The organism is Aggregatibacter sp. 2125159857 (assembly GCF_017798005.1).
Lineage (GTDB): Bacteria > Pseudomonadota > Gammaproteobacteria > Enterobacterales > Pasteurellaceae > Aggregatibacter.
In genome coordinates, this window is record NZ_CP072548.1 from 757358 (window position 1) to 779517 (window position 22160).

Here is a 22160-nt window from a genome sequence, read left to right on the forward strand (position 1 = left end):
GACGAATTATGATTGATTATGAATTTCTACGTATTATTTGGTGGGTGCTAGTCATTGTATTACTCATCGGTTTTTCCGTTACCGATGGTTTTGATATGGGCGTGACCGCACTTTTACCGGTTGCCGGTAAAAAAGAAGTTGAAAAGCGTATTATGATCAACTCCATTGCTCCTCACTGGGATGGTAACCAAGTATGGTTATTAACTGCCGGTGGAGCAATCTTTGCGGCATGGCCGATTGTGTATTCCGTAGCCTTCTCCGGTTTCTATATTGCCTTATTCTTAGTGTTGGCGGCATTATTTTTCCGTCCAATTGGCTTTGAATATCGTGCGAAAATTGATAACCCAACATGGCGTGCAGTATGGGATTGGGGCTTGTTTGCCGGCGGTTTTGTACCAGCATTAGTTTTCGGTGTGGCATTTGGTAATTTATTGCAAGGTGTGCCATTTGAATTAAATGAGCTTTCACAAGTGACCTATACAGGTTCGTTCTTTGCATTATTAAACCCATTTGCACTACTTTGTGGCGTGCTAAGTCTTGCCATGTTAGTGACACACGGCGCAAACTGGTTACAAATGAAAACAACGGCAGAGTTGCGCAATCGTGCAAGAGCCATTACCCAAATTGGCGCATTAGTGACATTAATTACCTTTGTTCTTGCGGGCGTATGGCTTTCCTTTAAAGAAGGTTATGTTGTAACCAGCGTATTGGATCACTTTGCCCCATCTTCTCCAGCCTCCGGCAAAGAAGTGGCGGTTGAAGTTGGTGCATGGTTCAAGAACTTCAACGAGACTCCGGCTTTGTGGATCTTCCCAGCATTGGTTGTTATTGGTGCCTTATTAAATGTGGTTGCCTCTAAAGCAAATCGTTGTGGTTTTGCGTTCTTCTTCTCTGTATTAACCATGGCGGGTGTGATTATTACGGCGGCAGTATCCATGTTCCCATTTGTGATGCCTTCAAGTACTCACCCGGCACAAAGCTTATTAATGTGGGATGCAACATCAAGTGAATTAACCTTAACGTTAATGTTCTATCTCGCATTAGTCTTCGTGAGTATCTCATTGCTTTACACTATTTGGTCATACTACAAAATGTTTGGTCGTTTAGATGAAAGCTTTGTTGAAGACAATAAAAACACCTTATACTAAGGAGAATAATATGTTATATGCAATTTGGGTCATCGGTGTTTTATTCGCGATAGGCGTAAGTGCAAAAATTACAATGAACAAAGAGCGTTCAGGTCAATTTGACGAGTAATGCATGATTAACGCATTGTATCAATTAGCAAATAAGGGTTCGTTACGAACCCTTTCATTTGTTTTAGCACTGGCACTGACGATTTTTTTCTTTTTAAATGTCAATCAATTCTCAACACAGCTAAGAGCGGTTGAATTTTATTATGTTTTGGCAGTGATTTGGGGTGTTGTCATTTTATGGATTCATGGTATTGGTTTTGATATTCGAGCTGCTTTTTGGCGCGCAATTTTTATGCCATGGTTCGGCTATGTTGCAGCAATTATCGCACTGTTTAACAATCTACTCACTTAGAGATAATCCAACGCATATTTTTATGAGTGCTACTTGCTAATCATTTTGTAGCATTTTAAAATAGCCAACTTCTTGCCTTTTGAAGTTTGGTTAGGGATAAGAAAAATTGGAACAAAGTGTTTTTCATTATTCTGCTCGTGTTTATTATGAAGATACGGATGCAGGTGGAGTCGTTTATCATGCTCGTTATTTGCATTTTTTAGAGCGTGCTAGAACAGAATATTTAAGAACATTTAATTTTTCTCAACAAGCATTGTTAGCGGAAAATAAAAGTGCCTTTGTCGTTAAATCCATGAATGTGGATTACCGAATTCCGGCAAAATTGGATGATTTATTACATATTGAAACCAGTATTACGGAAATAAAAGGGGCTTCTCTCATTTTCTCTCAAGCAATTAAACGAGATGAATTAACGTTGTGTCAGGCTACTGTAAAGGTAGCCTATGTTGATCTTGGAAAAATGAAACCTGTTGCGATCCCACAGGTAATCAAGACAATGCTAACTCATCAAATATAAATAAATTATTTTCGGAGCATATAATGACCGCAGAGTTAAACTTTTTAGATTTGTTTCTAAAAGCGAGTATCGTTGTTCAGTTAGTGATTCTGATTCTTATCGCTTTCTCAATCACCTCTTGGGCAATTATTATTCAGCGTAGCCGTGTGTTAACAAAAGCCTTAAGAGAATCTATGGTATTTGAAGAACGCTTTTGGTCGGGCGAGGATTTAAATAAATTATATGAAGGGTTGTCTAATCGTCGTGATGGATTAACCGGTAGCGAACAGATTTTTTATGTTGGTTTTAAAGAGTTTACGCGTTTAAAACAGGCAAACCCAGATGCACCGGAAGCTATCATTAAAGGAAGTACCCGTGCAATGAATTTATCTATGAATCGCGAAATTGAAGATATTGAAACACGCGTTCCATTCTTGGCAACCGTCGCATCCATTAGCCCATATATCGGTCTTTTTGGTACGGTTTGGGGGATTATGCACGCATTCATGTCGTTAAGCGGAGCAAAACAAGCGACATTGCAAATGGTTGCACCAGGAATTGCCGAAGCGTTAATTGCAACAGCGATTGGTTTGTTTGCGGCAATTCCGGCTGTTATGGCTTATAACCGTTTAAGTTTACGTGTAAATAAATTAGAGCAAAACTACGGCAATTTTATTGATGAGTTTACAACGATCTTACATCGTCAAGTGTTTGGTAAAACGCATCATAATTAATTGTAACGAGTTCTCACCGCATTTTGATAAAGTGCGGTCATTATTTTAGCTGTTTTTAGAATTCTCAGTTTAGAGGGTTGATATGTCTTATCGTCGTCAGCGTCGCGATATCAAATCTGAAATCAATATTGTGCCATTTTTGGACGTGCTTTTAGTATTGGTTTTAATTTTTATGGCTACGGCGCCTATTATTAGTCAAAGTGTAGAAGTTGAATTGCCGGATGCCGTGCAAAGCCAAAATGTGTCTACTGAAGACAAAACACCGGTTATTTTAGAGGTATCGGGTGTGGGGCAGTATGCCATTTCAATTGGTGGTAACCGTACAGAAAATTTAACTGAAGATATGGTTACCCAATTATCAAAACAAGAGTTTGATAAAGATAACAATACGATGTTCTTAGTTGGTGGTGCAAAGGATGTGCCTTATGAAGAGGTGATTAAAGCACTGAATTTACTTCACCTTGCCGGCATTAAATCAGTTGGATTAATGACAAATCCCATTTAATAAATATAGGTAACGAGTGTGCAGAATAAGCGACAAAAAGGCGATGTTAATGCCGTTGTGATTTCGATCATAATGCACTTGGCTTTATTTGTGTTATTAATTTTGAGCTCGCTCTATCATAACGTTGATATTATGGGCGGCGGAGAAGGTGATGATGGCGAAGTGATTGGCGCAGTCATGGTTGATACCGGTTCTGCTGCACAAGAATGGGGTCGAATTCAACAGCAGAAAAAAGGTCAAGCTGAAAAGCAAAAAAAACAATCTTTAGAAGATAAAAAACAGGAAGAACAAGCGCAAAAACAGGAAGAACAAAAACAACAAGAACAAGAACAAAAACAACAAGAGGCGTTAAAAGAAGAGCAACAACGCCAAGAAGAAATTGCTCGACAAAAAGCACTGGAACAACAAAAAGAGCAGGAAAAACAAAAATTATTAGCTGAGCAGAAAAAACAGCAGGAAGAAAAAGCCCGTCTGGAAGCTCTTGAAAAACAAAAGCAAGCTGAGGAAGCTAAGGCTAAACAAGCTGCTGAGGCGGCTAAATTAAAAGCAGATGCTGAAGCAAAACGGTTAGCTGCTGCGGCAAAACAAGCGGAAGAAGAGGCAAAAGCGAAGGCTGCAGCTATTGAAAAAGCAAAACAAGAAGCTAAAGCAAAGGCTGAAGCGGAAGCCAAGGTGAAAGCTGACGCAGAGGCTAAAGCAAAAGCGGATGCGGAAGCTAAGGCAAAAGCTGAGGCGAAAGCAAAAGCCGATGCAGAAGCTAAGGCAAAAGCCGAGGCTAAAGCAAAAGCCGATGCAGAAGCTAAGGCACAAGCTGAGGCTAAAGCAAAAGCGGACGCAGAAGCTAAGGCAAAAGCAGAGGCTAAAGCAAAGGCGGATGCCGAAGCGAAAGCAAAAGCGGAAGCCAAAGCAAAAGCAGATGCAAAAGCGAAGGCAGAGGCTGAAGCTAAGGCGAAAGCCGATGCTCAACGGAAAGCAGATCAAAATGCGCTAGATGATTTCTTTAATGGCGGTGATGTCGGTGGAGGTAGCGCAACACGAGGTGGTAATGCAAATAAACAAGGAAGCCTTGGTGCAGGTGCATCCATGGGGGCGGGTGACGGTGGTAAAACCGGCTCGGCCTATGCCGGCATTGTTTACTCTTCGATAAAACCGTATTTTCGTGGCGATAATCGATTTATCGGCAAGGTTTGCGATATTAAAATGGAAATTTCGAGTGATGGAACTATTTTGTCATATGAGAAAAAATCCGGACCAAATGATTTATGTGCTGCAGCATTAAATGCGATTTCACAAGCGAAAAAAATGCGTAGAGCGCCAACACCGGAAGAGTATCAAATGTTTAAGAGTTTTACACTTGGATTTGACCCAAGAAAAGTGCGGTAATTTTTTATTGCGTTTTTAAAATGATAGGAGAACAAATGAAAATTGTTATTCGAATTTTTAGTTTATTGATCATGCTATTAGGGCTATCGTCCGTAGCGCAGGCAGAAGTACGTATCGTAATTGATGAGGTAATGGATTCTGCTCGACCAATTGCTGTGGTGCCGTTTAAATGGAATGGTCCAGGCAGTGCACCAGCAGATATTGCAAAGATTATCGCCGATGATTTGCGCAATAGCGGAAAATTTAATCCGATGGAAGTAAGTAAAATGCCTCAGCAACCGACTTCTGCTGCAGAGGTTAATCCTCAACTTTGGTCTGCACAAGGTATTGAAGCGGTTATTGTTGGGCAAGTTACCCCATCCAATGGAGGCTTTGATATTGCATATCAATTAGTGGATACCATGGGAAGTGCCGGTTCGATTCTTTCACAAAATCAATATACGGTTACACAAAAATGGCTGCGTTATGGTGCTCATACGGTGAGTGATGAGTCCTTTGAAAAATTAACCGGTATTCGCGGTGCATTTAGAACCCGTATTGCGTATGTTGTACAAAAAAATGGGGGCTCTCAGCCTTACGAAGTTCGTGTAGCAGATTATGATGGGTTTAATCAATTCATTATTAATAAGAGTTCCCAGCCATTTATGTCTCCGGCATGGTCTCCTGACGGCAAAAAACTTGCTTATGTTTCTTTTGAAAATAAAAAAGCGCAAATTATTTTACAAGATTTGGGATCCATGGCGCGTAAGGTCGTCGCTTCATTCCCTGGACATAATGGGGCGCCGGCATTTTCTCCGGATGGCTCAAGATTAGCTTTTGCGTCTTCAAAAGATGGCGTATTAAATATTTATGTAATAAATTTGGGTAGTGGACAGGTTTCTCAGTTAACCAGTGGCGCCGGCAATAATACCGAACCATCTTGGTCGCCTGATGGCCAATCAATCGTGTTCACCTCCGACAGAGGCGGCTCTCCGCAAGTTTACCGTATGAGTGCAACCGGTGGCGGTGTATCTTTAGTTGGTGGACGTGGTAGTGGCCAAATCAGCGCAGATGGCAATACGTTAGTGATGGTAGATGGAAGTAATAGCATCGTGAAACAAGATTTGGCATCAGGTAGCTCCGAAGTGCTAAGTTCAACTTTTTTAGATGAAAGTCCGAGTATTTCACCTAATGGTATTATGATTATTTACAGCTCTACCCAAGGCTTGGGAAAGGTGCTACAATTAGTGTCCACAGACGGTCGCTTTAAAGCACGTTTACCAGGAAATGATGGACAAGTGAAATTTCCAGCTTGGTCACCATACTTAACTAAATAAACAAGGAGAATTCAATGAATAAATTAACCAAAGCATTGTTAGTTGCTGGTTCTGTAGCTGTATTAGCAGCTTGCGGATCTTCAAATAAAACTGAAAACGGTAATGGTAATGGCCAAACTTTTGGCGGCTATTCTGTTCAAGATTTGCAACAACGTTATAACACTGTATATTTCGGTTTTGATAAATACAATATTGAAGGCGAATATGCTCAAATCTTAGATGCGCATGCTGCATACTTGACAGCTACTCCAGCAACAAGTGTTCGTGTTGAAGGTAACACCGATGAACGTGGTACACCAGAATACAACATGGCATTAGGTGAGCGTCGTGCGCACGCAGTGCAAAGCTTCTTAACCTCTAAAGGTGTTCAAGGCAGCCAAATCTCTACCGTTTCTTACGGTGAAGAAAAACCAGCAGTGTTAGGTCATGATGAAGCTGCTTACTCTAAAAACCGTCGTGCTGTGTTAGCATACTAATTCTTGCAAGACGAATAAAAAAGCCGAGCTTATGCTCGGTTTTTTATTATGGAAGAAAGAATGAAAATTATCTTTCTCTAAGATTCACATGATGCCTCTGAACCTGTGAAAAGCTATAGGAGAGTGTTCCCTATAATCTGTGTATAACAGTATAAAATGCAGTTTTACTGCACTTTTTAGAGAACTATGGGTTTATCCCAATGGTTTTCGTTGTTTTATCGTATTTTAGTCCAGAGTGAGATCCCTCGGATCCGTTAAAATAGATATCTTTGGGTTGAGAGCAAGCCGTGATTGCTAATATGCCAGCAAGTATAAAGAGTAGTTTTTTCATGAGGTACCTAATTTGTTAATAAAAAACGGGTTGATTATAACATAGTCTTAAATTATTCGTTTATGGTTTATTATCGGATTTAACATTGTGTACGATTTTAAAGGCAAGCTAATAAAGAGATTAAGAATTCCATTGAAACATTTTTGCTTTTGCTAGGGATATTAGAGCAGGTAAGAGTAGGATGATGTTACTTTTAAAAAGTAGCTAGTATTCACAATTCATTTACTTGAATGAAGAACATTTACACAAAAAAATGATACGCTAGGAAATTAATCTGAAAATATTTATTGGTTTGGTGGGTCGTGAAGGATTCGAACCTTCGACCAACGGATTAAAAGTCCGCTGCTCTACCGACTGAGCTAACGACCCAACGATATGATTTATTTGGAGGATTTTAAAGAATAACTTATCTTTAAAATGGTGCCCGAGGCCAGACTTGAACTGGCACGCCTCGAAAGGCGAGGGATTTTAAATCCCTTGTGTCTACCGATTCCACCACTCGGGCAAAATAACTAACTGCGCTAAAAGGTTATGGAGGCGTGTCCCGGAGTCGAACCGAGCTACATGGATTTGCAATCCAGTGCATAACCGCTTTGCTAACACGCCGTTAGTTTGGAGCGGGAAACGAGGCTCGAACTCGCGACCCCGACCTTGGCAAGGTCGTGCTCTACCAACTGAGCTATTCCCGCATTCGCTGTTAGTGGCGTGCATTTTACTGACTTATGTCTCACTGTCAATAAACAATTTAGAAAAATAAATGTGTTTGTTGAAAAAAAATGCAAATTTTAAAATTTCAATGGTAAATTTTTCATTTATTTGATGAAACCGTTATAAAAATCTCCTTTAATCACATTGTGCTTTGTGCCAAAATGCATGCACGATTTTTATCAAAAGTGCGGTATAAAATTTTGTTATTTTATCGGAGGATTTATGACGCAAGAATATGAGATTGATACCTTATTGGCTCAAGCCGGTAATCGTACAGATGCGCGGACCGGTGCAGTTTCCACACCAATTTTCCTTTCTACGGCTTATGGGCATCATGGCATCGGTGAAAGTACCGGATTTGATTACACAAGAACGAAAAACCCGACCCGCAGTGTACTAGAGGAAACCATTGCTAAATTAGAAAAAGGTGATCGCGGATTTGCTTGTTCTTCCGGTATGGCGGCAATTCAATTACTAATGTCTCTCTTTACCTCACCGGATGAGTGGATTGTATCCAGCGATGTATATGGTGGCACCTATCGATTATTGGATTTTTGCTATAAAAATACGCACGGTGTGAAACCGGTCTATGTGAATACAGCGTCTGTCAGTGAGATTGAGGCGGCGATTACGCCAAATACCAAAGCTATTTTTATTGAAACCCCTTCTAATCCGTTAATGGAAGAATGTGATGTGGATGCGATTGCGAAGGTGGCGAAAAAACACAATTTATTACTTATTGTGGATAATACGTTCTTAACACCGGTGTTGTTCCGTCCAATGGAGCATGGTGCAGACATTGTTATCCAGAGTGGTACGAAGTATATTGCCGGTCATAATGATGTATTGGTTGGTTTAATTGTGGCGAAAGGGCAGGAATTATGTGATCGTCTATTTTACATTCAAAATGGTTCCGGTCCGGTGCTATCACCATTTGATTCTTGGTTAACCATTCGAGGCATGAAGACTTTAGCTTTACGCATGCAACGTCATGAAGAAAATGCGAAAGCGGTTGCCGAATTTTTACGCCAACAGCCACAAGTTAAAGATGTGTTATACCCAAATAAGGGGGGAATGCTCTCTTTCCGTTTACAGGATGAAAATTGGGTAAATACTTTCTTAAAAGCCATTAAATTGATTACCTTTGCTGAAAGCCTTGGCGGCACGGAAAGTTTTATTACCTATCCGGCAACGCAAACGCACATGGATATTCCTGAAGCGGAGCGTATTGCTCGCGGTATTACAAATAATCTATTGCGTTTTTCAGTAGGATTAGAAAACATTGAGGATATTAAAGCGGATTTAATGCAGGCGTTTGCACAACTTAAATAAGTCATTCAGGGAGGGCAAAATGAAAGTTGCGGTGTACAGTACAAAAAGTTATGACCGAAAGTATTTAGAATTAATTAATGCTAAGTATGGGCTGGTGCTAGAGTTTTTTGATTTTATGCTTAGCGAGCGAACAGCAAAAATGGCGGAACATTGTGATGCTGTATGCATTTTTGTCAATGATGACGGGAGCAGAAAAGTATTGGAAAAACTGGCCACACTTGGCGTAAAAATTATCGCATTACGTTGTGCCGGCTTTAATAATGTGGATTTAAAAGCGGCACAAGAGCTAGGCTTAACCGTGGTTCGTGTACCGGCCTACTCACCGGAAGCTGTCGCGGAACATACGGTTGGGTTAATGCTGACGTTAAATCGCCGTATTCACCGCGCTTATCAACGCACTCGTGAAGCGAACTTTTCTTTGGAAGGGTTGATAGGTTTTAATATGCATGGCCGAACTGTTGGGGTGATTGGTACCGGTAAGATTGGTGTGGCGGTTATGCGCATTCTAAAAGGGTTCGGTATGCATATTTTGGCGTATGATCCATTTAAAAATAAGGCAGCAGAAGAGCTCGGAGCGGAATATGTGACGTTAGATGAAATTTATCATCGTTCACATATCATTACGTTGCACTGCCCTGCTACACCGGAAAACTACCATTTATTAAATCGTGATGCGTTTGCCAAAATGAAAGATGGCGTCATGATTATTAACACCAGTCGTGGCACTTTAATTGATACGCAAGCTGCGATTGATGCGTTAAAACAACGTAAAATCGGTTCTTTAGGAATGGATGTGTATGAAAACGAAAGAGATTTATTCTTTGAAGACAAATCTAATGAAGTCATTTTAGATGATGTTTTCCGCCGCTTATCATCTTGTCACAATGTCTTACTCACTGGGCATCAAGCCTTTTTAACAGAAGAAGCGTTAACCAGTATTGCCGATGTGACCTTATCAAATATTTATGCGGTGGGGCGCGGTAAGCCTTGTGATAACAAGGTGCTACCATCTTAGTTTTCAGCAATTAAACTAATTTGTGCGAATGGCTCTACGCTATGCTATTATGCGCAGACACTTAAACAAGCAATGCCAGATCAAATGGCATGATTCATCAAAAGAAATAAGGACAGAAAAATGAGTGAAGTATTACATTCCAGCGATGCGACTTTCGTAGCCGATGTGGTCAATTCCGACGTGCCGGTATTGTTAGATTTTTGGGCACCATGGTGTGGTCCGTGCAAAATGATTGCCCCAGTTTTAGACGAGTTGGCAGTTGAATTTGCCGGTAAAGTAAAGATTGTGAAAATCAATATCGACGACAATCAAGCCACACCGGCACAATTCGGTGTTCGTAGCATCCCGACATTATTGTTGTTCAAAGACGGCAAACCGGTAGCAAGCCAAGTAGGTGCATTGCCTAAAAATCAATTAGCCGCATTCATCAATCAAAATATCTAACGCATTTTGAAGCGAAGATAATACTGAATCTGGCAGCGACTTCTAAGATTTGTTGCTGTCAGATTAATTTATCTTAAAATGTTTTCTAAAGGAGGGTATCAGCCCTTTAATTGAATGTAGAAACCCTCAATTCTCCGATTGATATCACTTCCAGAAACTTGTCCTGCCGTTTTACTCATCAAAGATCATTGGGTTTATCTAAGAAAAACGCCCAACTTAATGCATTACATTAACTTAGGCGCAATAAAGAAGATTTGAATGTATTAGCGTTTATTTATGCCTTATTCATCAAACATCGCTGAAATAGATTCTTCATTACTGATACGGCGAATCGCTTCGGCGAGCATTTTTGAAAGCGTTAAGGCACGCACTTTTCCTAATGCGATAATTTCATCGGTAAGAGGAATGGTATCGGTCACAACGATTTCATCAAGGGCATCACTGGCAAGATTTTTTGCTGCGGAACCGGAGAAAACCGCATGAGTCGCATAAGCAAATACACGTTTTGCGCCACGTTCTTTTAATGCTTCCGCGGCTTTGCATAAAGTACCACCGGTATCGATCATGTCATCTACCAAGATACAGTCGCGATCAGCCACATCCCCGATAATATGCATGACTTGAGAAACGTTAGCACGTGGGCGACGTTTATCGATGATTGCCATATCCGTATCATTTAATAGTTTCGCCACAGCACGGGCACGCACAACACCGCCAATGTCCGGAGAGACCACGATTGGATTCACTAAGTCAGTTTTCTTTAAAATATCTTCAATTAACACCGGAGAGCCGAATACGTTATCCACCGGCACATCAAAGAATCCTTGGATTTGTTCTGCGTGTAAATCACAGGTTAATACACGGTCAACGCCGACACCGGATAAGAAATCTGCCACCACTTTTGCGGTAATTGGCACACGCGCAGAACGAACACGGCGATCTTGGCGGGCATAGCCGAAATAAGGCACCACAGCGGTAATACGGCCTGCAGAAGCGCGACGCAGTGCATCAACCATTACTAACAATTCCATTAAGTTGTCATTGGTGGGTGCACAGGTGGATTGGATAATGAATACATCGCTACCACGAACATTTTCATTAATTTGCACTTGCACTTCACCGTCACTAAAACGGCCAACGGTTGCATCGCTTAATTTGGTTTTTAAGCATATTGAAATACGTTTGGCGAGTTCCGGTGTTGCATTACCGGCGAAGAGTTTAATATCAGGCATATTCGTTTAACCTCGGGAGTTATAGATTTATTAAGTAAGTATTAGTGGCTTGAGCCGGGCAAATTTTCAACATTTGTGCGTTGTAACATGGCATGTAATGGAGAAAGGTTTAATCCTTTTGCAACAAAGCCAAAGCAATTTTGGGGCTTTGTCTCAAGAACCCATTGTGCAGATTTTTCATCATCAAATTCTGCAAAAACACAAGCGCCGGTTCCGGTGAGTCTGGCCGGTGCATATTTTACCAACCAGTTAAGCAATTCTTCAACCTCAGAATAATGATCACGAACAACTTTTTCGCAATCGTTTGCGTATTCTTCTTGGAGTAATTGTGACAACGGTTTCTTTGGTGTTTGCCGTGGTAAAGCAGGATCCGAAAATACAACAGCCGTGGAAATGGAAACATTCGGTTTGAGCACGACATACCATTTTTCCGGTACTTCACAATAAGTGATTTGTTCACCGACGCCCTCGGCAAATGCGGCCTTGCCATGCACAAAGATCGGCACATCCGCCCCTAAGCTTAAGCCCAATTGGGCTAATTCTTCAGTCGTTAAACCTGTTTTCCATAAATCATTTAATGCCACTAAAGTGGTTGCTGCATTGGATGAACCACCGCCGACACCACCACCAATCGGCAAAATTTTATCCAATTCCAGATCGGCACCAAGTGACGTATTAGTATGGCGTTGAAGCAAGGTTGCGGCACGATAAATTAAGTTATCTTCTACGTTTAAATCAGGAATGGATGAGACTAAATTAATTTTGCCATCATTTCTCACTTTAATTGATAGCCAATCACCAAAGTCTAAAAATTGAAATAATGTTTGTAATTCATGGTAGCCATCGGGGCGTTTGCCATTGATGTATAAGAAAAGATTTAATTTAGCCGGGCAAGGAAAGCGTAACGGTTGTGCGCTTTCCAATGACGGATGAGATAAAAGTGCGGTGGAAAATTGATATGTTTTCATGCCTTAGAATTTCCATTCATCAACACGGATTTTCAGCGTTTGTCCGTCAGTTTTCAGCAAGATATTTTCCGGCATTGGTGGTTGAGAGCTGGATTGATAAGACAAATAATCCGCCGTCCACGTTTTACCGTCAAAGAAATGCGTGAACGAGGCAAGCAGATGATTTTCCCCCACATGATAATCATCGTTATCTTTTGGTTGTCCTTTTAACCAAAAAGCAAATTGATCCAATGGGAAGTCCATGCCAATAATTTCCCGCAATAACAGTTTGGCATCTGCGGCAGAACGTTGACGCCCTTTATTATCGGAAATGGTCATGCCTTGGGCATGCATTTGAATTTGCAGCGTTTCACTACTGAGGGTTGAATACAATTTCAACGTATAATTTTGTGGATTATGGTATTGCCAGTCAAAACGAGTAGAAAACCGTTCTTTTTTGCTGATATAGCCAAGCTGCCCTAAGGCTTGATAGCCTTCAATTCGTTTAATTTGTTGCAAATGTTGTTGCCAAGTCGGATCGGTGCTGTCGATATGTTTGACATCCGTTGGGCGTTGTTCATCGGTGACGACACAACCGGTTAAGAGTAAACCGATAAATAGCATCCACAAATAAGAGGTTAGAGTTTTCATAAGTCGTTATTTTTCCTGAGTGATCGTTGGGGGAGAAAAGTGCGGTAAGATTTCCGCACGTTTTTGTTTTACGGCGAAAATACGACCGCGATTCAGATGATCGCGAATGGCTTTATGTTCAAAACCTGCGGCGATAATGGACTGAATATCCACTTTTAATGCGGCTTGGTATAACGCCAAGGCAAATTCTTGTTGTGGGTATTGGCTATGTTCAAAGCCCTTTCTACCTCGGGTATCGGCAAAACATACTAAGAGAAATTCCATAAAACGTAATGGTTTACGCCACACATCAAAGGTATTAAACAGTTTCACCACCGTTTCCGGGCGAAGTTCAACGATTTTGTGAATATGCGTATGGTATTCACAAGTTAGCTCCGCCAGTTGTTGATAATAGGACGGGACTTTAAGACGTTTGCACAGATTGCGGGTGGGGACAATACCCAGTTTTTCATGACCATGATGATGTGGCCAATTGGATTTTGGCGTTTTTGCTTTGCCTAAATCATGACAAATGGCGGCAAAACGCACCGCACTTTTATGGCAATCTACCTGTTCGGAAAGCAAGGTGGCTTGTTGTAGTACCATCATGGTGTGCACAAAACTGTCAATTTCAGGATGATATTTGGCAGGGTTTGGCACACCATATAAGGCATCTAATTCCGGGAATAAGACGGCAAGGGCGCCCACCTGACGCAAGGTTTCGAAATAGATTTCAGGATTTTTCTCATTGAGCGCTTTTTCTGTTTCTGCCCAAACTCGTTCAGCGGTGAGATGTTGCAATTCGCCTTGCTGCGTGAGTGTTTGCATTAATTGCAAGGTTTCCGGTGCAATGGTAAATCCCAAATGATGATAGCGTGCGGCAAAGCGAGCAACGCGTAATACGCGCAAGGGATCTTCCACAAACGCCGGGGAAACGTGGCGTAAAATACGCTGTTGTAAATCATCGGCACCATGATAAGGATCGTATAAATTGCCTTGTAAATCCTGTGCCATGGCGTTAATGGTGAGATCGCGACGAATTAAATCTTGCTCAAGGGTAATATCGGCGGAAAAGTCACAAATAAAGCCCGTATAACCTTGACCGGATTTACGCTCAGTGCGCGCGAGTGCATATTCTTCTTTGCTTTGCGGATGGAGAAAGACAGGAAAGTCTTTGCCGACTTGTTGATAACCGAGATCGATCAAGCTTTGTGGTGTTGCGCCCACAATGACCCAATCGCGATCTTTTACCGGCAGGTTGAGAAGTTGGTCACGCACTGCGCCACCAACCAAATAAACGTGAAATGGCGTCTTAATCATTATGCCCAACCATCACGACGACGGCGTTTTGGCATGATTAATGGCAGGATTAAACCGATTAATAAGCCGACACCCAATACGGAACCGCCGTAAATAAACCATTGAATAGCAATTTCGCGTTTACCGGCATCCAACATGGCTTCTAAATCACGGTTTTTATTTTTTGTGATTTCTAATTCGCGTTTGAGTTGCGAATTTTGTTCTAGTAATTCGCTGCTTTGTTGTTCCGCTTGTTTGGTTCGACGTTGCATTTCTGCCGTACGTTGTTGCCAAGCGTCATCTAATCGATTGAGTTTTAAGCTTAATTCTTGAATCTGGCTTTTGAGTTTTGGGTTTTCCAGCTTGCTGCTGGTATTCGGGCTGAGTTCACTACTAAGAATCCACGCTTCACGATTTTTGCTGTCACGAATCAGTGTATAGCGATCTTTTTTATCAAGCACAGTGACGGCTTCACCGGCTTGAATTGAGCCTGCAATTTTAAATTGTTCTCCGGCACCTTTACGTAAAAAAGTAGAAAGATTTTCTGTAACATATTGTGTTTCTGCATAAGCGGCAGAAATTCCAACACTTAAAAAAAAAGGCGCAAGCAAATAATGCATGACTTTTTTCATATTGAACCCCTTCTATTGTATAAAATAATGAAAAGCCTGATTCCGGATCAAACCGATTGTCCCACTAATGCTGAGATGACACAACCGGTTAACTATGCCGTCAACAATCCGCTGCCAAATTAGACCGCACTTAAGCCGATATTAATGGAAAATGGCTTGTAGCAGATAGTAAATAATAATGGCAAATAATGCACCTGCCGGCAGCGTAACAATCCAAGAAACAAAAATATTACGAATAACCGTTAAATTAATGGCGGCAATCCCTCGTGCAAATCCAATCCCTAATACCGCACCAACAAGCGTTTGCGTGGTAGAAATCGGCAAACCGGTACCAGAGGCGAGAACCACAGTCATCGCAGTGGCAAATTGCGCGGCAAAACCGCGGCTTGGAGTCAAGTCCGTAATGCCGGTACCGATAGTCGCCATCACTTTGTATCCCATAACAATCAGACCGACCATAATGCCGGAGGCGCCAAGAGGGAGAATCCACCATGCCAGCGGAGCATTATTGATAATTTGACCGTCACTCTCGATAATTGCCACCACGGCGGAAAGTGGGCCGATCGCATTCGCAACATCATTTGAACCATGTGCAAAGGCCATCGCACAAGCGGTCATCAGCATTAACATGCTGAAAACTTTTTCTACACCGCCGAAAGCGCCGCCTTCTAGCATTTTGAATTTGAATTTACTGCTACGGAAATAGAAATGGCTGTAAACAATACTGATCAGACTGATGCCGAATGAAAGCAGAATATTTTCTGTATTGCTTAAGTTTAAGCCAACGTGTTTTAACCCTTTGGTTAAGGTGACGATACACAAAATGAAAATGGTGATGCCCATGTAATAAGGGCCGTATTTTTGCGCGTTTCGAAGCGGACTTTCTGTATCAAAAATCAGTTTTTGCGTGCTATAAAAAATGGCATACGCAAGAATACCGGCAATGACCGGTGTAATGAACCAACTGCCGACAATATTTTTAATATTGCTCCAATCCACCGACTGAAACCCTACTGTCACGCAAGAAAAACCCACAATAGCGCCCACAATAGAATGTGTGGTAGATACCGGCCAGCCCATTTTCGAGGCAATTAATAACCAAGCACCGGAGGCAAAGAGGGCGGCCATCATGCCGAAAACTAAGACTTCAGGTTGGTTGATGAATTGAGTGGTGTCAATGATACCGCTTTTAATGGTTTCGGTAACTTCGCCGCCGGCTAAATAGGCACCGGCCGCTTCAAAAATCATGGCAATAATAATCGCTTGTTTAGGGGTGATGGTACCTGAGCCAACGGATGTTCCCATTGCGTTTGAAACATCGTTGGCACCGACACCAAAGGCCATGAAAAAGCCGAAAACGGCTGTAATAATAATTAATAGTGAACCGTATTGAGAGAGTAATTCCATGAAGAATACCTAAATTAATGAAAATTAGGAGCGCGCCAGCATAAGTTCAATACGTGAACCGACACGTTGTGCTTGATCGGCCAATACACCGACCCATTCAATAATTTTATATAAGAACATGACATCAATAGGGTTATAACGCCCTTCGATTTCAAACAACATTTTTCTTAATTTAATTTGCATTTGATCCGTATCGTCTTCAATGGTATCAAGTTCGTTAATCATTTGATTAACAAAATTTAATTCACGTCCTTTAAAGCCGGTTTCCAATAATTGATCCATTTCTTCAATCACTTTATGCGCTTGTTCTGTGGCATCTAAGCTGCGTTTGACATAGCTCATAAATTCTTCCTGCATTTCTTGCGGAATACCGAATTGACGTCCTACCATGCGACCTGCAATATCCTTGGCATAATTGGCTAATTTATCTTGTTGAGTTACCAACTCCAGCAAATCGGTGCGTTCAATCGGCATGAATAAACCGCGTGGCAATTTTAATCGAATTTCACGTTTTAACGCATCGGCTTGGCGCTCATGTGCGGAGATATCAAGACGAAGTTGCTCTGCACCGCTCCAGTTTTCTTTAAAGATAGCTTCAAAGAAAGGAATTAATAATTCACAGCATTCGGTAACTTTGCTGGAATGTTTTTGGAGAGGTTTTAAAGGGGAGTGAGCAAATAATCCAAGGATATTATTCATCGCCATAAAAGGAACTCCTTAGGAGATAAGGTTAATAATTCAGCGCGCATATTACATGATGTCAATGAAAAATTCACGATTTTAATCGAAAAAATCAGGCTTTTATCGGATAATGCAGAGAGAAAATACGAATAAAACAGAAAAATGAAGGAATTTAAAGGAAAGCGTATGCAGGATGAAATTGAATTAAAACTGGCGGTAGAAAATATTCAGATCGAACAATTCGCCTCGATTTTGGCACAATTTAACGTGATTGCGCATCAAAAAGCCTTCTTGGCGAACACCTATTATGATACGGCTGACGGATATTTTACCCGACATAAGATGGGGCTGCGTGTTCGACAAAAAGGCGATGATTATACGTTAACGCTAAAAACCGATGGCAAGGTGTCAGGCGGTTTGCACGTTCGCCCTGAATATAATGTGGCCTTGCCAAATGCGGAACCCAATTTGGCGGCATTAACGGAACACTATGAATTATCGCTAGAAATAACAGCGCCACTAAACCCGATTTTTAGCACGGATTTTGAACGTCATATGTGGTTAATTCAAACCACGCCGACGAGCCAAATTGAAGTGGCGGTGGATGTAGGCAAGGTGATTGCCGGTGAAAAACAGCAGGCCATTAGCGAAATTGAATTTGAAATTAAAGAAGGCGGATTAGCACCTTTTTTTGCCTTTGTGGCGGATTTTCTAAACCATTATCAAGGCAACGTGCATTTTTATTCCATGAGCAAAGCCAAACGCGGTTATCAACTGGCGCAAGGCTTAATTCCTAAAGCCTCAGATTGGATCGAACGCTGGCGTGGCTTTTTGCATACGGAAAAATACGCCAAAAAAACATCGGAAAAACTGACCGCACTTTTGCGTTACGAACAAGATTTAATCGAAGAAACGTTGGCATTGGGTGTGGATTATTTTGCTACCGATTTTATTAAAACTGTTGAGCGTGTCGGTGCCTTTTTTAATTTGGCACATTATTATGACGATAACAAAAATCTCTTAGAAACGGCACTCAACGAACAGGTCTCAGCAAATCATCACTACGCGTTGGAAAATGTGTTGACGGAATTAGTCGAGGCCAACGCCCAATTCTTGGCGCAAATTCGTGAAATTATTCGCTTACATAGCGAAACGAAAGACAATGGGTTAGCAATGCGTAAATTGGTCGATCTCATCCAAACGCCACAGTATGCACAGCGTATGCTTCATCTGATGACATTAACGCTTGGCGAAGAATAAGGGGCGATCATGGCAAAAGCAAAAACGGCGTATGTGTGCAACGACTGCGGTGCAGAGTATTCTCGTTGGCAAGGGCAGTGTTCCGCCTGTAAAGCATGGAACACCATTTCCGAAGTGCGGTTGGTTTCTACGCCAACTAATAAAGCGGATCGTTTTTCCGGTTATGCCGGTGAAACCCGTGCCAAAATCCAAACCTTAGATCAAATTAGCTTGCAAGAAACGCCGCGTTTTAGTAGCGGTTTTAAAGAATTGGATCGCGTTCTAGGCGGCGGTGTTGTGCCGGGCAGTGCGATTTTGATCGGTGGGCATCCGGGCGCGGGGAAGAGTACGTTGCTATTACAGGTGATGTGTGATTTGTCGCAAAAAATGACCGCACTTTATGTGACTGGTGAGGAGTCTTTGCAACAAGTGGCGATGCGTGCTAAACGCCTCGGGCTGCCGCCGGAAAAACTCCACATGCTGTCAGAAACCTCTGTGGAACAAATTTGTCATTTGGCGGATCAGTTAAAGCCCCAGATCATTGTTATCGACTCCATTCAAGTCATGCACTTAGCCGATATTCAATCCTCACCCGGCAGCGTGGCGCAAGTGCGCGAATGTGCTTCTTTTTTAACCCGTTATGCGAAAACCCGTCAGGTCGCGATCGTAATGGTCGGCCATGTGACGAAAGACGGTACCTTGGCAGGGCCGAAAGTGTTGGAGCACGTTATCGACTGTTCTTTATTATTGGAAGGCGAAGCCGATTCACGCTATCGCACGTTGCGTAGCCACAAAAATCGCTTCGGCGCCGTGAATGAATTAGGTGTGTTTGCCATGACGGAGCAAGGGCTGAGAGAGGTAAAAAATCCATCAGCGATTTTTTTAAGTCGTGGTGATGAGCAGACCTCAGGCAGTTCGGTCATGGTGCTATGGGAAGGTACTCGACCGTTGTTGGTGGAAATTCAAGCCTTGGTGGATCATTCCATGCTTGCTAATCCGCGCCGTGTTGCGGTGGGACTAGAACAAAACCGCCTTGCCTTATTGCTTGCCGTGCTCCACCGCCATGGTGGCGTACAAATGGGGGATCAGGATGTTTTCGTCAATGTCGTCGGTGGAGTCAAAGTCACGGAAACCGGTGCGGATTTAGCCCTGCTCTTAGCGCTGATTTCTAGCTTCCGCAATCGCCCATTGCCACCGGATTTGGTCGTTTTCGGCGAAGTGGGGTTAGCCGGTGAAATTCGCCCGGTGCCAAGCGGACAAGAACGTATCAGCGAAGCGGCGAAACACGGTTTCAAACGTGCCATTGTACCCTTTGCCAATAAACCGAAAAGTGCGGTGGAAAATATGGCTGTTTTTACGGTGAAGAAGCTAGGCGATGCAATTGCAGTGCTAGATAATTTTTAGGAGCGTTTTTTTGATGTATAATAGGACAGGTTTTCGCCTGTCCTATTTTGTTTGGGCCACGCTTTCCTACAAATTTTCAGTTCGTAGCGTGCATCTTGATGCATGACCAAATTACGCACGGAACGTTATTTAACCCTTTTGGGCATTCGCGATTTCGTGCAACAAGTTGCACGCTACAATTCTAGGTGGGTTTGAGTATGTGATAGGACAGGTATTGCCTGTCCTATTTTGTTTTGGCACGCTTTCCTGCTAATTATTAGCGGAAAGCGTGAAAGTGCGGTCAAAAACGAAAACGTTTAGGGATTTGCCGGCTTGTTGTCAGCGGCCTTAATTGCAGCCTTTTCACCATTGAATTTAACCACATCTACCGCAATGGCTTCCGCTTCTTTCAAGAAGAAATCCGGCGCTTCATAATCTTTCGGTAAATCGTTAATGTCTTTCAATGGTTTCTTGCCTTCACGCTTAAAGCGAGCATTTAAGTCTTTCAAACGTTTGTCATCGTCTTTATCATTTTCTGCTTTACGTTTTTCATAATTCAGGGATAAGAATTTACGATCACGGCGTTCATCACGCACGTTTAAATCCTCGTTTAAGGCGATAAATTCCGGATCTTTTGCCATTCTATCACGATGTCTTTGTGCTAATTCAGAGATGGAATGTCGTGCGTTTGCCACTTCGGCATAATTTACCGACGGCATTTTATCCCAAGGTAACGCATTGTCTTCTTTCTCTTCACCATATTCTTTCATATCAATGACATCAGGGAAGGTAATATCCGGTGCGACACCTTTTAGCTGCGTGCTTCCACCATTAATTCGGTAGAATTTTTGGATAGTGTATTGCAATAAACCCAATGGCGTTTGATCTAAATCATACACAAAATTCAATGAGCGGCTTTGTTGTACGGTGCCTTTACCATAAGTGTTTTGACCGATAATGATACCGCGGTTGTAGTCTTGCATTGCCGCGGCAAAAATCTCGGATGCGGAGGCACTAAAGCGGTTAATCATCACCAATAGCGGTCCGGAATATTGTTGCGCATTATCCGGATCTTCATGCACACGAATACGTTGATATGCATCACGCACTTGTACGACAGGACCATCGCTAATAAACAAACCGCTTAATCCAACGGCTTCTGTTAAGGCACCACCGCCGTTTTCACGCAAATCAACAATTAATGCAGCGGCATTTTTGCTTTGCATTTCAGTCAGCAGTTTCTTCACATCTTCCGTTAAGCCAAGATAAAAACTTGGGATTTTAATCACAGCGACATTGGTACCATCAACTTTTTCAATAGTTAATTTGGCGGCTTGATCTTCAATGCGGATTTTGTCTCGAACCAGTGTGACGATGCGCGATTTTCCGCCTTTCGCCGGTTCGACTTCTAAGCGAACTTTAGAGCCTTTTTTGCCTTTAATTTTGTCAACAATGTCTTCTAAACGCCAGCCGACAACATCTTCGATTTCGCCTTTTTCTTGGCCAACACCAACGATTTTATCCCCGGCTTTGAGTTTTTTGCTGCGAGCCGCCGGCGCGCCCGGCACTAAAGATTTAATACTGGTTTCATCATCTTCTGATTGCAATGTTGCACCAATCCCCTCTAGAGACAGGTTCATGCTTTCATTAAAGCTTTTTGCCGTGCGTGGTGCTAAATAGCTGGTGTGCGGATCAATTTCACGCGCAAAGGCATTCAGATAGGTTTGCACCACATCATCTGCTTTAGTTTGTGTGAGACGACGAATGGCTAAATTGTAACGCTTAACTAGTTTTTCTTTAATTTCCGGCCATTTTTTATCTTTTAATTTCAAATTGATAATGTCGTTTTTAACACGGGCTTCCCACAATTTTTCAGCGTCTGCTTCGGTTTTTGGCCAAGGCGCTTTTTCACGATCAATTTCAATTTGATCATCACCGGTTAAATCCGGTTCTTTATCTAATAATGACAAGGCATAACGATAACGCTCATAACGGCGTTTCATCATTAAATCATACATATCAAAAGCAATGGTTAATGTACCGGCATTTAATTCGTCATCAATTTTCTTGCCGTATTTTTCACGCATTTCATCGATATCGGATTGCAAAAAAGTCGTACGATTAAAATCGAGCGCCTTAAGATAACGATCAAAAATCTTTTCCGAAAATTCGTCATCAAGTTGAAATTTACGATAATGAGATTGTGTTAGGCGAGTAGTGGCACGCTTAGTGGCGAACATATTCGCCTCTGAAGGCTGCAAGGTCACGAGATCGCTGGCTTTGAGTTTTGGTTGCACGGCATCTGCAACACTGATATTAAGAAAAAGCACCCCTAACACAAGTGCGGTCAAATAATTTTTCGTTTTAGTTAATTCCATTCAGGCTTTCCTAATAAATACGCAATAAAAAAAGTTATCCGGCA

Annotated in this window: 21 protein-coding genes and 4 tRNA genes; 13 read left to right on the top strand and 12 right to left on the bottom strand. The window is 42.0% G+C overall.

The features are described from left to right. Window positions 1-8 precede the first annotated feature (8 nt). From cydB to pal, 8 genes are all read left to right on the top strand, one after another. Entirely contained in the window at window positions 9-1148 is a 1140-nt protein-coding gene (gene cydB / locus J5X96_RS03895) for a cytochrome d ubiquinol oxidase subunit II (RefSeq protein WP_209364448.1), read from the top strand. A 112-nt stretch (window positions 1149-1260) separates the two neighbouring features. Further along, window positions 1261-1548 (top strand): cyd operon protein YbgE, encoded by a 288-nt coding sequence (gene ybgE, locus J5X96_RS03900; protein ID WP_021615167.1) that lies wholly within the window; start codon window positions 1261-1263, stop codon window positions 1546-1548. A 106-nt stretch (window positions 1549-1654) separates the two neighbouring features. Next, window positions 1655-2065 (top strand): tol-pal system-associated acyl-CoA thioesterase, encoded by a 411-nt coding sequence (gene ybgC / locus J5X96_RS03905; protein WP_209364449.1) that lies wholly within the window; start codon window positions 1655-1657, stop codon window positions 2063-2065. A gap of 23 nt (window positions 2066-2088) precedes the next feature. Further along, window positions 2089-2778: a protein TolQ gene (gene tolQ, locus J5X96_RS03910; protein WP_021615165.1), complete on the top strand. Its 690-nt coding sequence runs from the start codon at window positions 2089-2091 to the stop codon at window positions 2776-2778. 82 nt (window positions 2779-2860) lie between these two features. Further along, complete coding sequence (gene tolR / locus J5X96_RS03915) at window positions 2861-3283, top strand: colicin uptake protein TolR (RefSeq protein WP_021615164.1); 423 nt, start codon at window positions 2861-2863, stop codon at window positions 3281-3283. A gap of 18 nt (window positions 3284-3301) precedes the next feature. Next, the gene (gene tolA, locus J5X96_RS03920) at window positions 3302-4666 is read left to right on the top strand and encodes a cell envelope integrity protein TolA (RefSeq protein WP_209364450.1); all 1365 of its coding nucleotides are present in this window, start codon (window positions 3302-3304) and stop codon (window positions 4664-4666) included. A 35-nt stretch (window positions 4667-4701) separates the two neighbouring features. After that, a complete protein-coding gene (gene tolB, locus J5X96_RS03925; protein WP_021615162.1) occupies window positions 4702-5982 on the top strand; it encodes a Tol-Pal system beta propeller repeat protein TolB in 1281 nt (426 codons plus the stop codon). A gap of 14 nt (window positions 5983-5996) precedes the next feature. Then, on the top strand, window positions 5997-6458 hold the full coding sequence (pal, locus tag J5X96_RS03930) for a peptidoglycan-associated lipoprotein Pal (RefSeq protein WP_021615161.1): 462 nt from the start codon (window positions 5997-5999) through the stop codon (window positions 6456-6458). Between the two features lie 624 nt (window positions 6459-7082). Here pal and J5X96_RS03935 read toward each other — a convergent pair. From J5X96_RS03935 to J5X96_RS03950, 4 genes are all read right to left on the bottom strand, one after another. Next, window positions 7083-7158: transfer RNA gene (locus tag J5X96_RS03935), tRNA-Lys, on the bottom strand. Window positions 7159-7207: 49 nt separating this feature from the next. Further along, window positions 7208-7294 (bottom strand) — tRNA-Leu (locus tag J5X96_RS03940). A gap of 27 nt (window positions 7295-7321) precedes the next feature. Continuing rightward, window positions 7322-7395: transfer RNA gene (locus tag J5X96_RS03945), tRNA-Cys, on the bottom strand. Between the two features lie 7 nt (window positions 7396-7402). After that, window positions 7403-7478: transfer RNA gene (locus tag J5X96_RS03950), tRNA-Gly, on the bottom strand. Between the two features lie 241 nt (window positions 7479-7719). Here J5X96_RS03950 and J5X96_RS03955 point away from each other — a divergent pair. From J5X96_RS03955 to trxA, 3 genes are all read left to right on the top strand, one after another. Then, window positions 7720-8829 (top strand): methionine biosynthesis PLP-dependent protein, encoded by a 1110-nt coding sequence (locus J5X96_RS03955; RefSeq protein ID WP_209364451.1) that lies wholly within the window; start codon window positions 7720-7722, stop codon window positions 8827-8829. Between the two features lie 19 nt (window positions 8830-8848). Continuing rightward, the gene (locus J5X96_RS03960) at window positions 8849-9844 is read left to right on the top strand and encodes a 2-hydroxyacid dehydrogenase (protein WP_209364452.1); all 996 of its coding nucleotides are present in this window, start codon (window positions 8849-8851) and stop codon (window positions 9842-9844) included. 120 nt (window positions 9845-9964) lie between these two features. Further along, window positions 9965-10288, top strand: coding sequence for a thioredoxin (trxA, locus tag J5X96_RS03965; RefSeq protein ID WP_021615158.1), 324 nt, complete (start codon window positions 9965-9967; stop codon window positions 10286-10288). Window positions 10289-10569: 281 nt separating this feature from the next. On the opposite strand, the gene J5X96_RS03970 is transcribed toward trxA, so the two are convergent. The 7 genes from J5X96_RS03970 to J5X96_RS04000 all read right to left on the bottom strand — a co-directional run bounded on the left by J5X96_RS03970 (window position 10570) and on the right by J5X96_RS04000 (window position 17140). Beyond that, complete coding sequence (locus J5X96_RS03970) at window positions 10570-11520, bottom strand: ribose-phosphate pyrophosphokinase (protein ID WP_021615156.1); 951 nt, start codon at window positions 11518-11520, stop codon at window positions 10570-10572. A 41-nt stretch (window positions 11521-11561) separates the two neighbouring features. Beyond that, window positions 11562-12488 carry a 4-(cytidine 5'-diphospho)-2-C-methyl-D-erythritol kinase gene (gene ispE / locus J5X96_RS03975; protein ID WP_209364453.1) on the bottom strand — a complete coding sequence of 309 codons (927 nt, stop codon included), beginning with the start codon at window positions 12486-12488 and terminating at the stop codon, window positions 11562-11564. A gap of 3 nt (window positions 12489-12491) precedes the next feature. Then, a complete protein-coding gene (lolB, locus tag J5X96_RS03980) occupies window positions 12492-13118 on the bottom strand; it encodes a lipoprotein insertase outer membrane protein LolB (protein WP_209364454.1) in 627 nt (208 codons plus the stop codon). Window positions 13119-13124: 6 nt separating this feature from the next. Next, complete coding sequence (locus tag J5X96_RS03985) at window positions 13125-14417, bottom strand: multifunctional CCA addition/repair protein (protein ID WP_209364455.1); 1293 nt, start codon at window positions 14415-14417, stop codon at window positions 13125-13127. Then, window positions 14417-15028, bottom strand: coding sequence for a TIGR04211 family SH3 domain-containing protein (locus tag J5X96_RS03990; protein ID WP_209364456.1), 612 nt, complete (start codon window positions 15026-15028; stop codon window positions 14417-14419). Before J5X96_RS03990 ends, J5X96_RS03985 begins: the two co-directional genes overlap by 1 nt. Window positions 15029-15169: 141 nt before the next feature. Continuing rightward, window positions 15170-16435 (bottom strand): inorganic phosphate transporter, encoded by a 1266-nt coding sequence (locus J5X96_RS03995; RefSeq protein ID WP_021615150.1) that lies wholly within the window; start codon window positions 16433-16435, stop codon window positions 15170-15172. A gap of 24 nt (window positions 16436-16459) precedes the next feature. Continuing rightward, window positions 16460-17140 (bottom strand): TIGR00153 family protein, encoded by a 681-nt coding sequence (locus J5X96_RS04000; protein ID WP_021615149.1) that lies wholly within the window; start codon window positions 17138-17140, stop codon window positions 16460-16462. A gap of 162 nt (window positions 17141-17302) precedes the next feature. On the opposite strand from J5X96_RS04000, the gene J5X96_RS04005 reads away from it, so the two are divergent. Then, window positions 17303-18376: an inorganic triphosphatase gene (locus tag J5X96_RS04005; protein WP_209364457.1), complete on the top strand. Its 1074-nt coding sequence runs from the start codon at window positions 17303-17305 to the stop codon at window positions 18374-18376. 9 nt (window positions 18377-18385) lie between these two features. Continuing rightward, window positions 18386-19759 (top strand): DNA repair protein RadA, encoded by a 1374-nt coding sequence (radA, locus tag J5X96_RS04010; RefSeq protein WP_209364458.1) that lies wholly within the window; start codon window positions 18386-18388, stop codon window positions 19757-19759. 296 nt (window positions 19760-20055) lie between these two features. On the opposite strand, the gene prc is transcribed toward radA, so the two are convergent. Then, window positions 20056-22116, bottom strand: a complete 2061-nt coding sequence (gene prc / locus J5X96_RS04015; protein WP_209364459.1) for a carboxy terminal-processing peptidase — start codon at window positions 22114-22116, stop codon at window positions 20056-20058. Window positions 22117-22160 lie beyond the last annotated feature (44 nt).

Coding starts and splice junctions, on each gene's coding strand:
- J5X96_RS04000 (WP_021615149.1), bottom strand. CDS start 17,140: ATGGCGATGAATAATATCCTTGGATTATTTGCTCACTCCCCTTTAAAA.
- cydB (WP_209364448.1), top strand. CDS start 9: ATGATTGATTATGAATTTCTACGTATTATTTGGTGGGTGCTAGTCATT.
- lolB (WP_209364454.1), bottom strand. CDS start 13,118: ATGAAAACTCTAACCTCTTATTTGTGGATGCTATTTATCGGTTTACTC.
- tolQ (WP_021615165.1), top strand. CDS start 2,089: ATGACCGCAGAGTTAAACTTTTTAGATTTGTTTCTAAAAGCGAGTATC.
- J5X96_RS03995 (WP_021615150.1), bottom strand. CDS start 16,435: ATGGAATTACTCTCTCAATACGGTTCACTATTAATTATTATTACAGCC.
- tolR (WP_021615164.1), top strand. CDS start 2,861: ATGTCTTATCGTCGTCAGCGTCGCGATATCAAATCTGAAATCAATATT.
- J5X96_RS03985 (WP_209364455.1), bottom strand. CDS start 14,417: ATGATTAAGACGCCATTTCACGTTTATTTGGTTGGTGGCGCAGTGCGT.
- pal (WP_021615161.1), top strand. CDS start 5,997: ATGAATAAATTAACCAAAGCATTGTTAGTTGCTGGTTCTGTAGCTGTA.
- prc (WP_209364459.1), bottom strand. CDS start 22,116: ATGGAATTAACTAAAACGAAAAATTATTTGACCGCACTTGTGTTAGGG.
- J5X96_RS03955 (WP_209364451.1), top strand. CDS start 7,720: ATGACGCAAGAATATGAGATTGATACCTTATTGGCTCAAGCCGGTAAT.
- tolB (WP_021615162.1), top strand. CDS start 4,702: ATGAAAATTGTTATTCGAATTTTTAGTTTATTGATCATGCTATTAGGG.
- J5X96_RS03990 (WP_209364456.1), bottom strand. CDS start 15,028: ATGAAAAAAGTCATGCATTATTTGCTTGCGCCTTTTTTTTTAAGTGTT.
- J5X96_RS04005 (WP_209364457.1), top strand. CDS start 17,303: ATGCAGGATGAAATTGAATTAAAACTGGCGGTAGAAAATATTCAGATC.
- ybgE (WP_021615167.1), top strand. CDS start 1,261: ATGATTAACGCATTGTATCAATTAGCAAATAAGGGTTCGTTACGAACC.
- ispE (WP_209364453.1), bottom strand. CDS start 12,488: ATGAAAACATATCAATTTTCCACCGCACTTTTATCTCATCCGTCATTG.
- J5X96_RS03960 (WP_209364452.1), top strand. CDS start 8,849: ATGAAAGTTGCGGTGTACAGTACAAAAAGTTATGACCGAAAGTATTTA.
- radA (WP_209364458.1), top strand. CDS start 18,386: ATGGCAAAAGCAAAAACGGCGTATGTGTGCAACGACTGCGGTGCAGAG.
- J5X96_RS03970 (WP_021615156.1), bottom strand. CDS start 11,520: ATGCCTGATATTAAACTCTTCGCCGGTAATGCAACACCGGAACTCGCC.
- trxA (WP_021615158.1), top strand. CDS start 9,965: ATGAGTGAAGTATTACATTCCAGCGATGCGACTTTCGTAGCCGATGTG.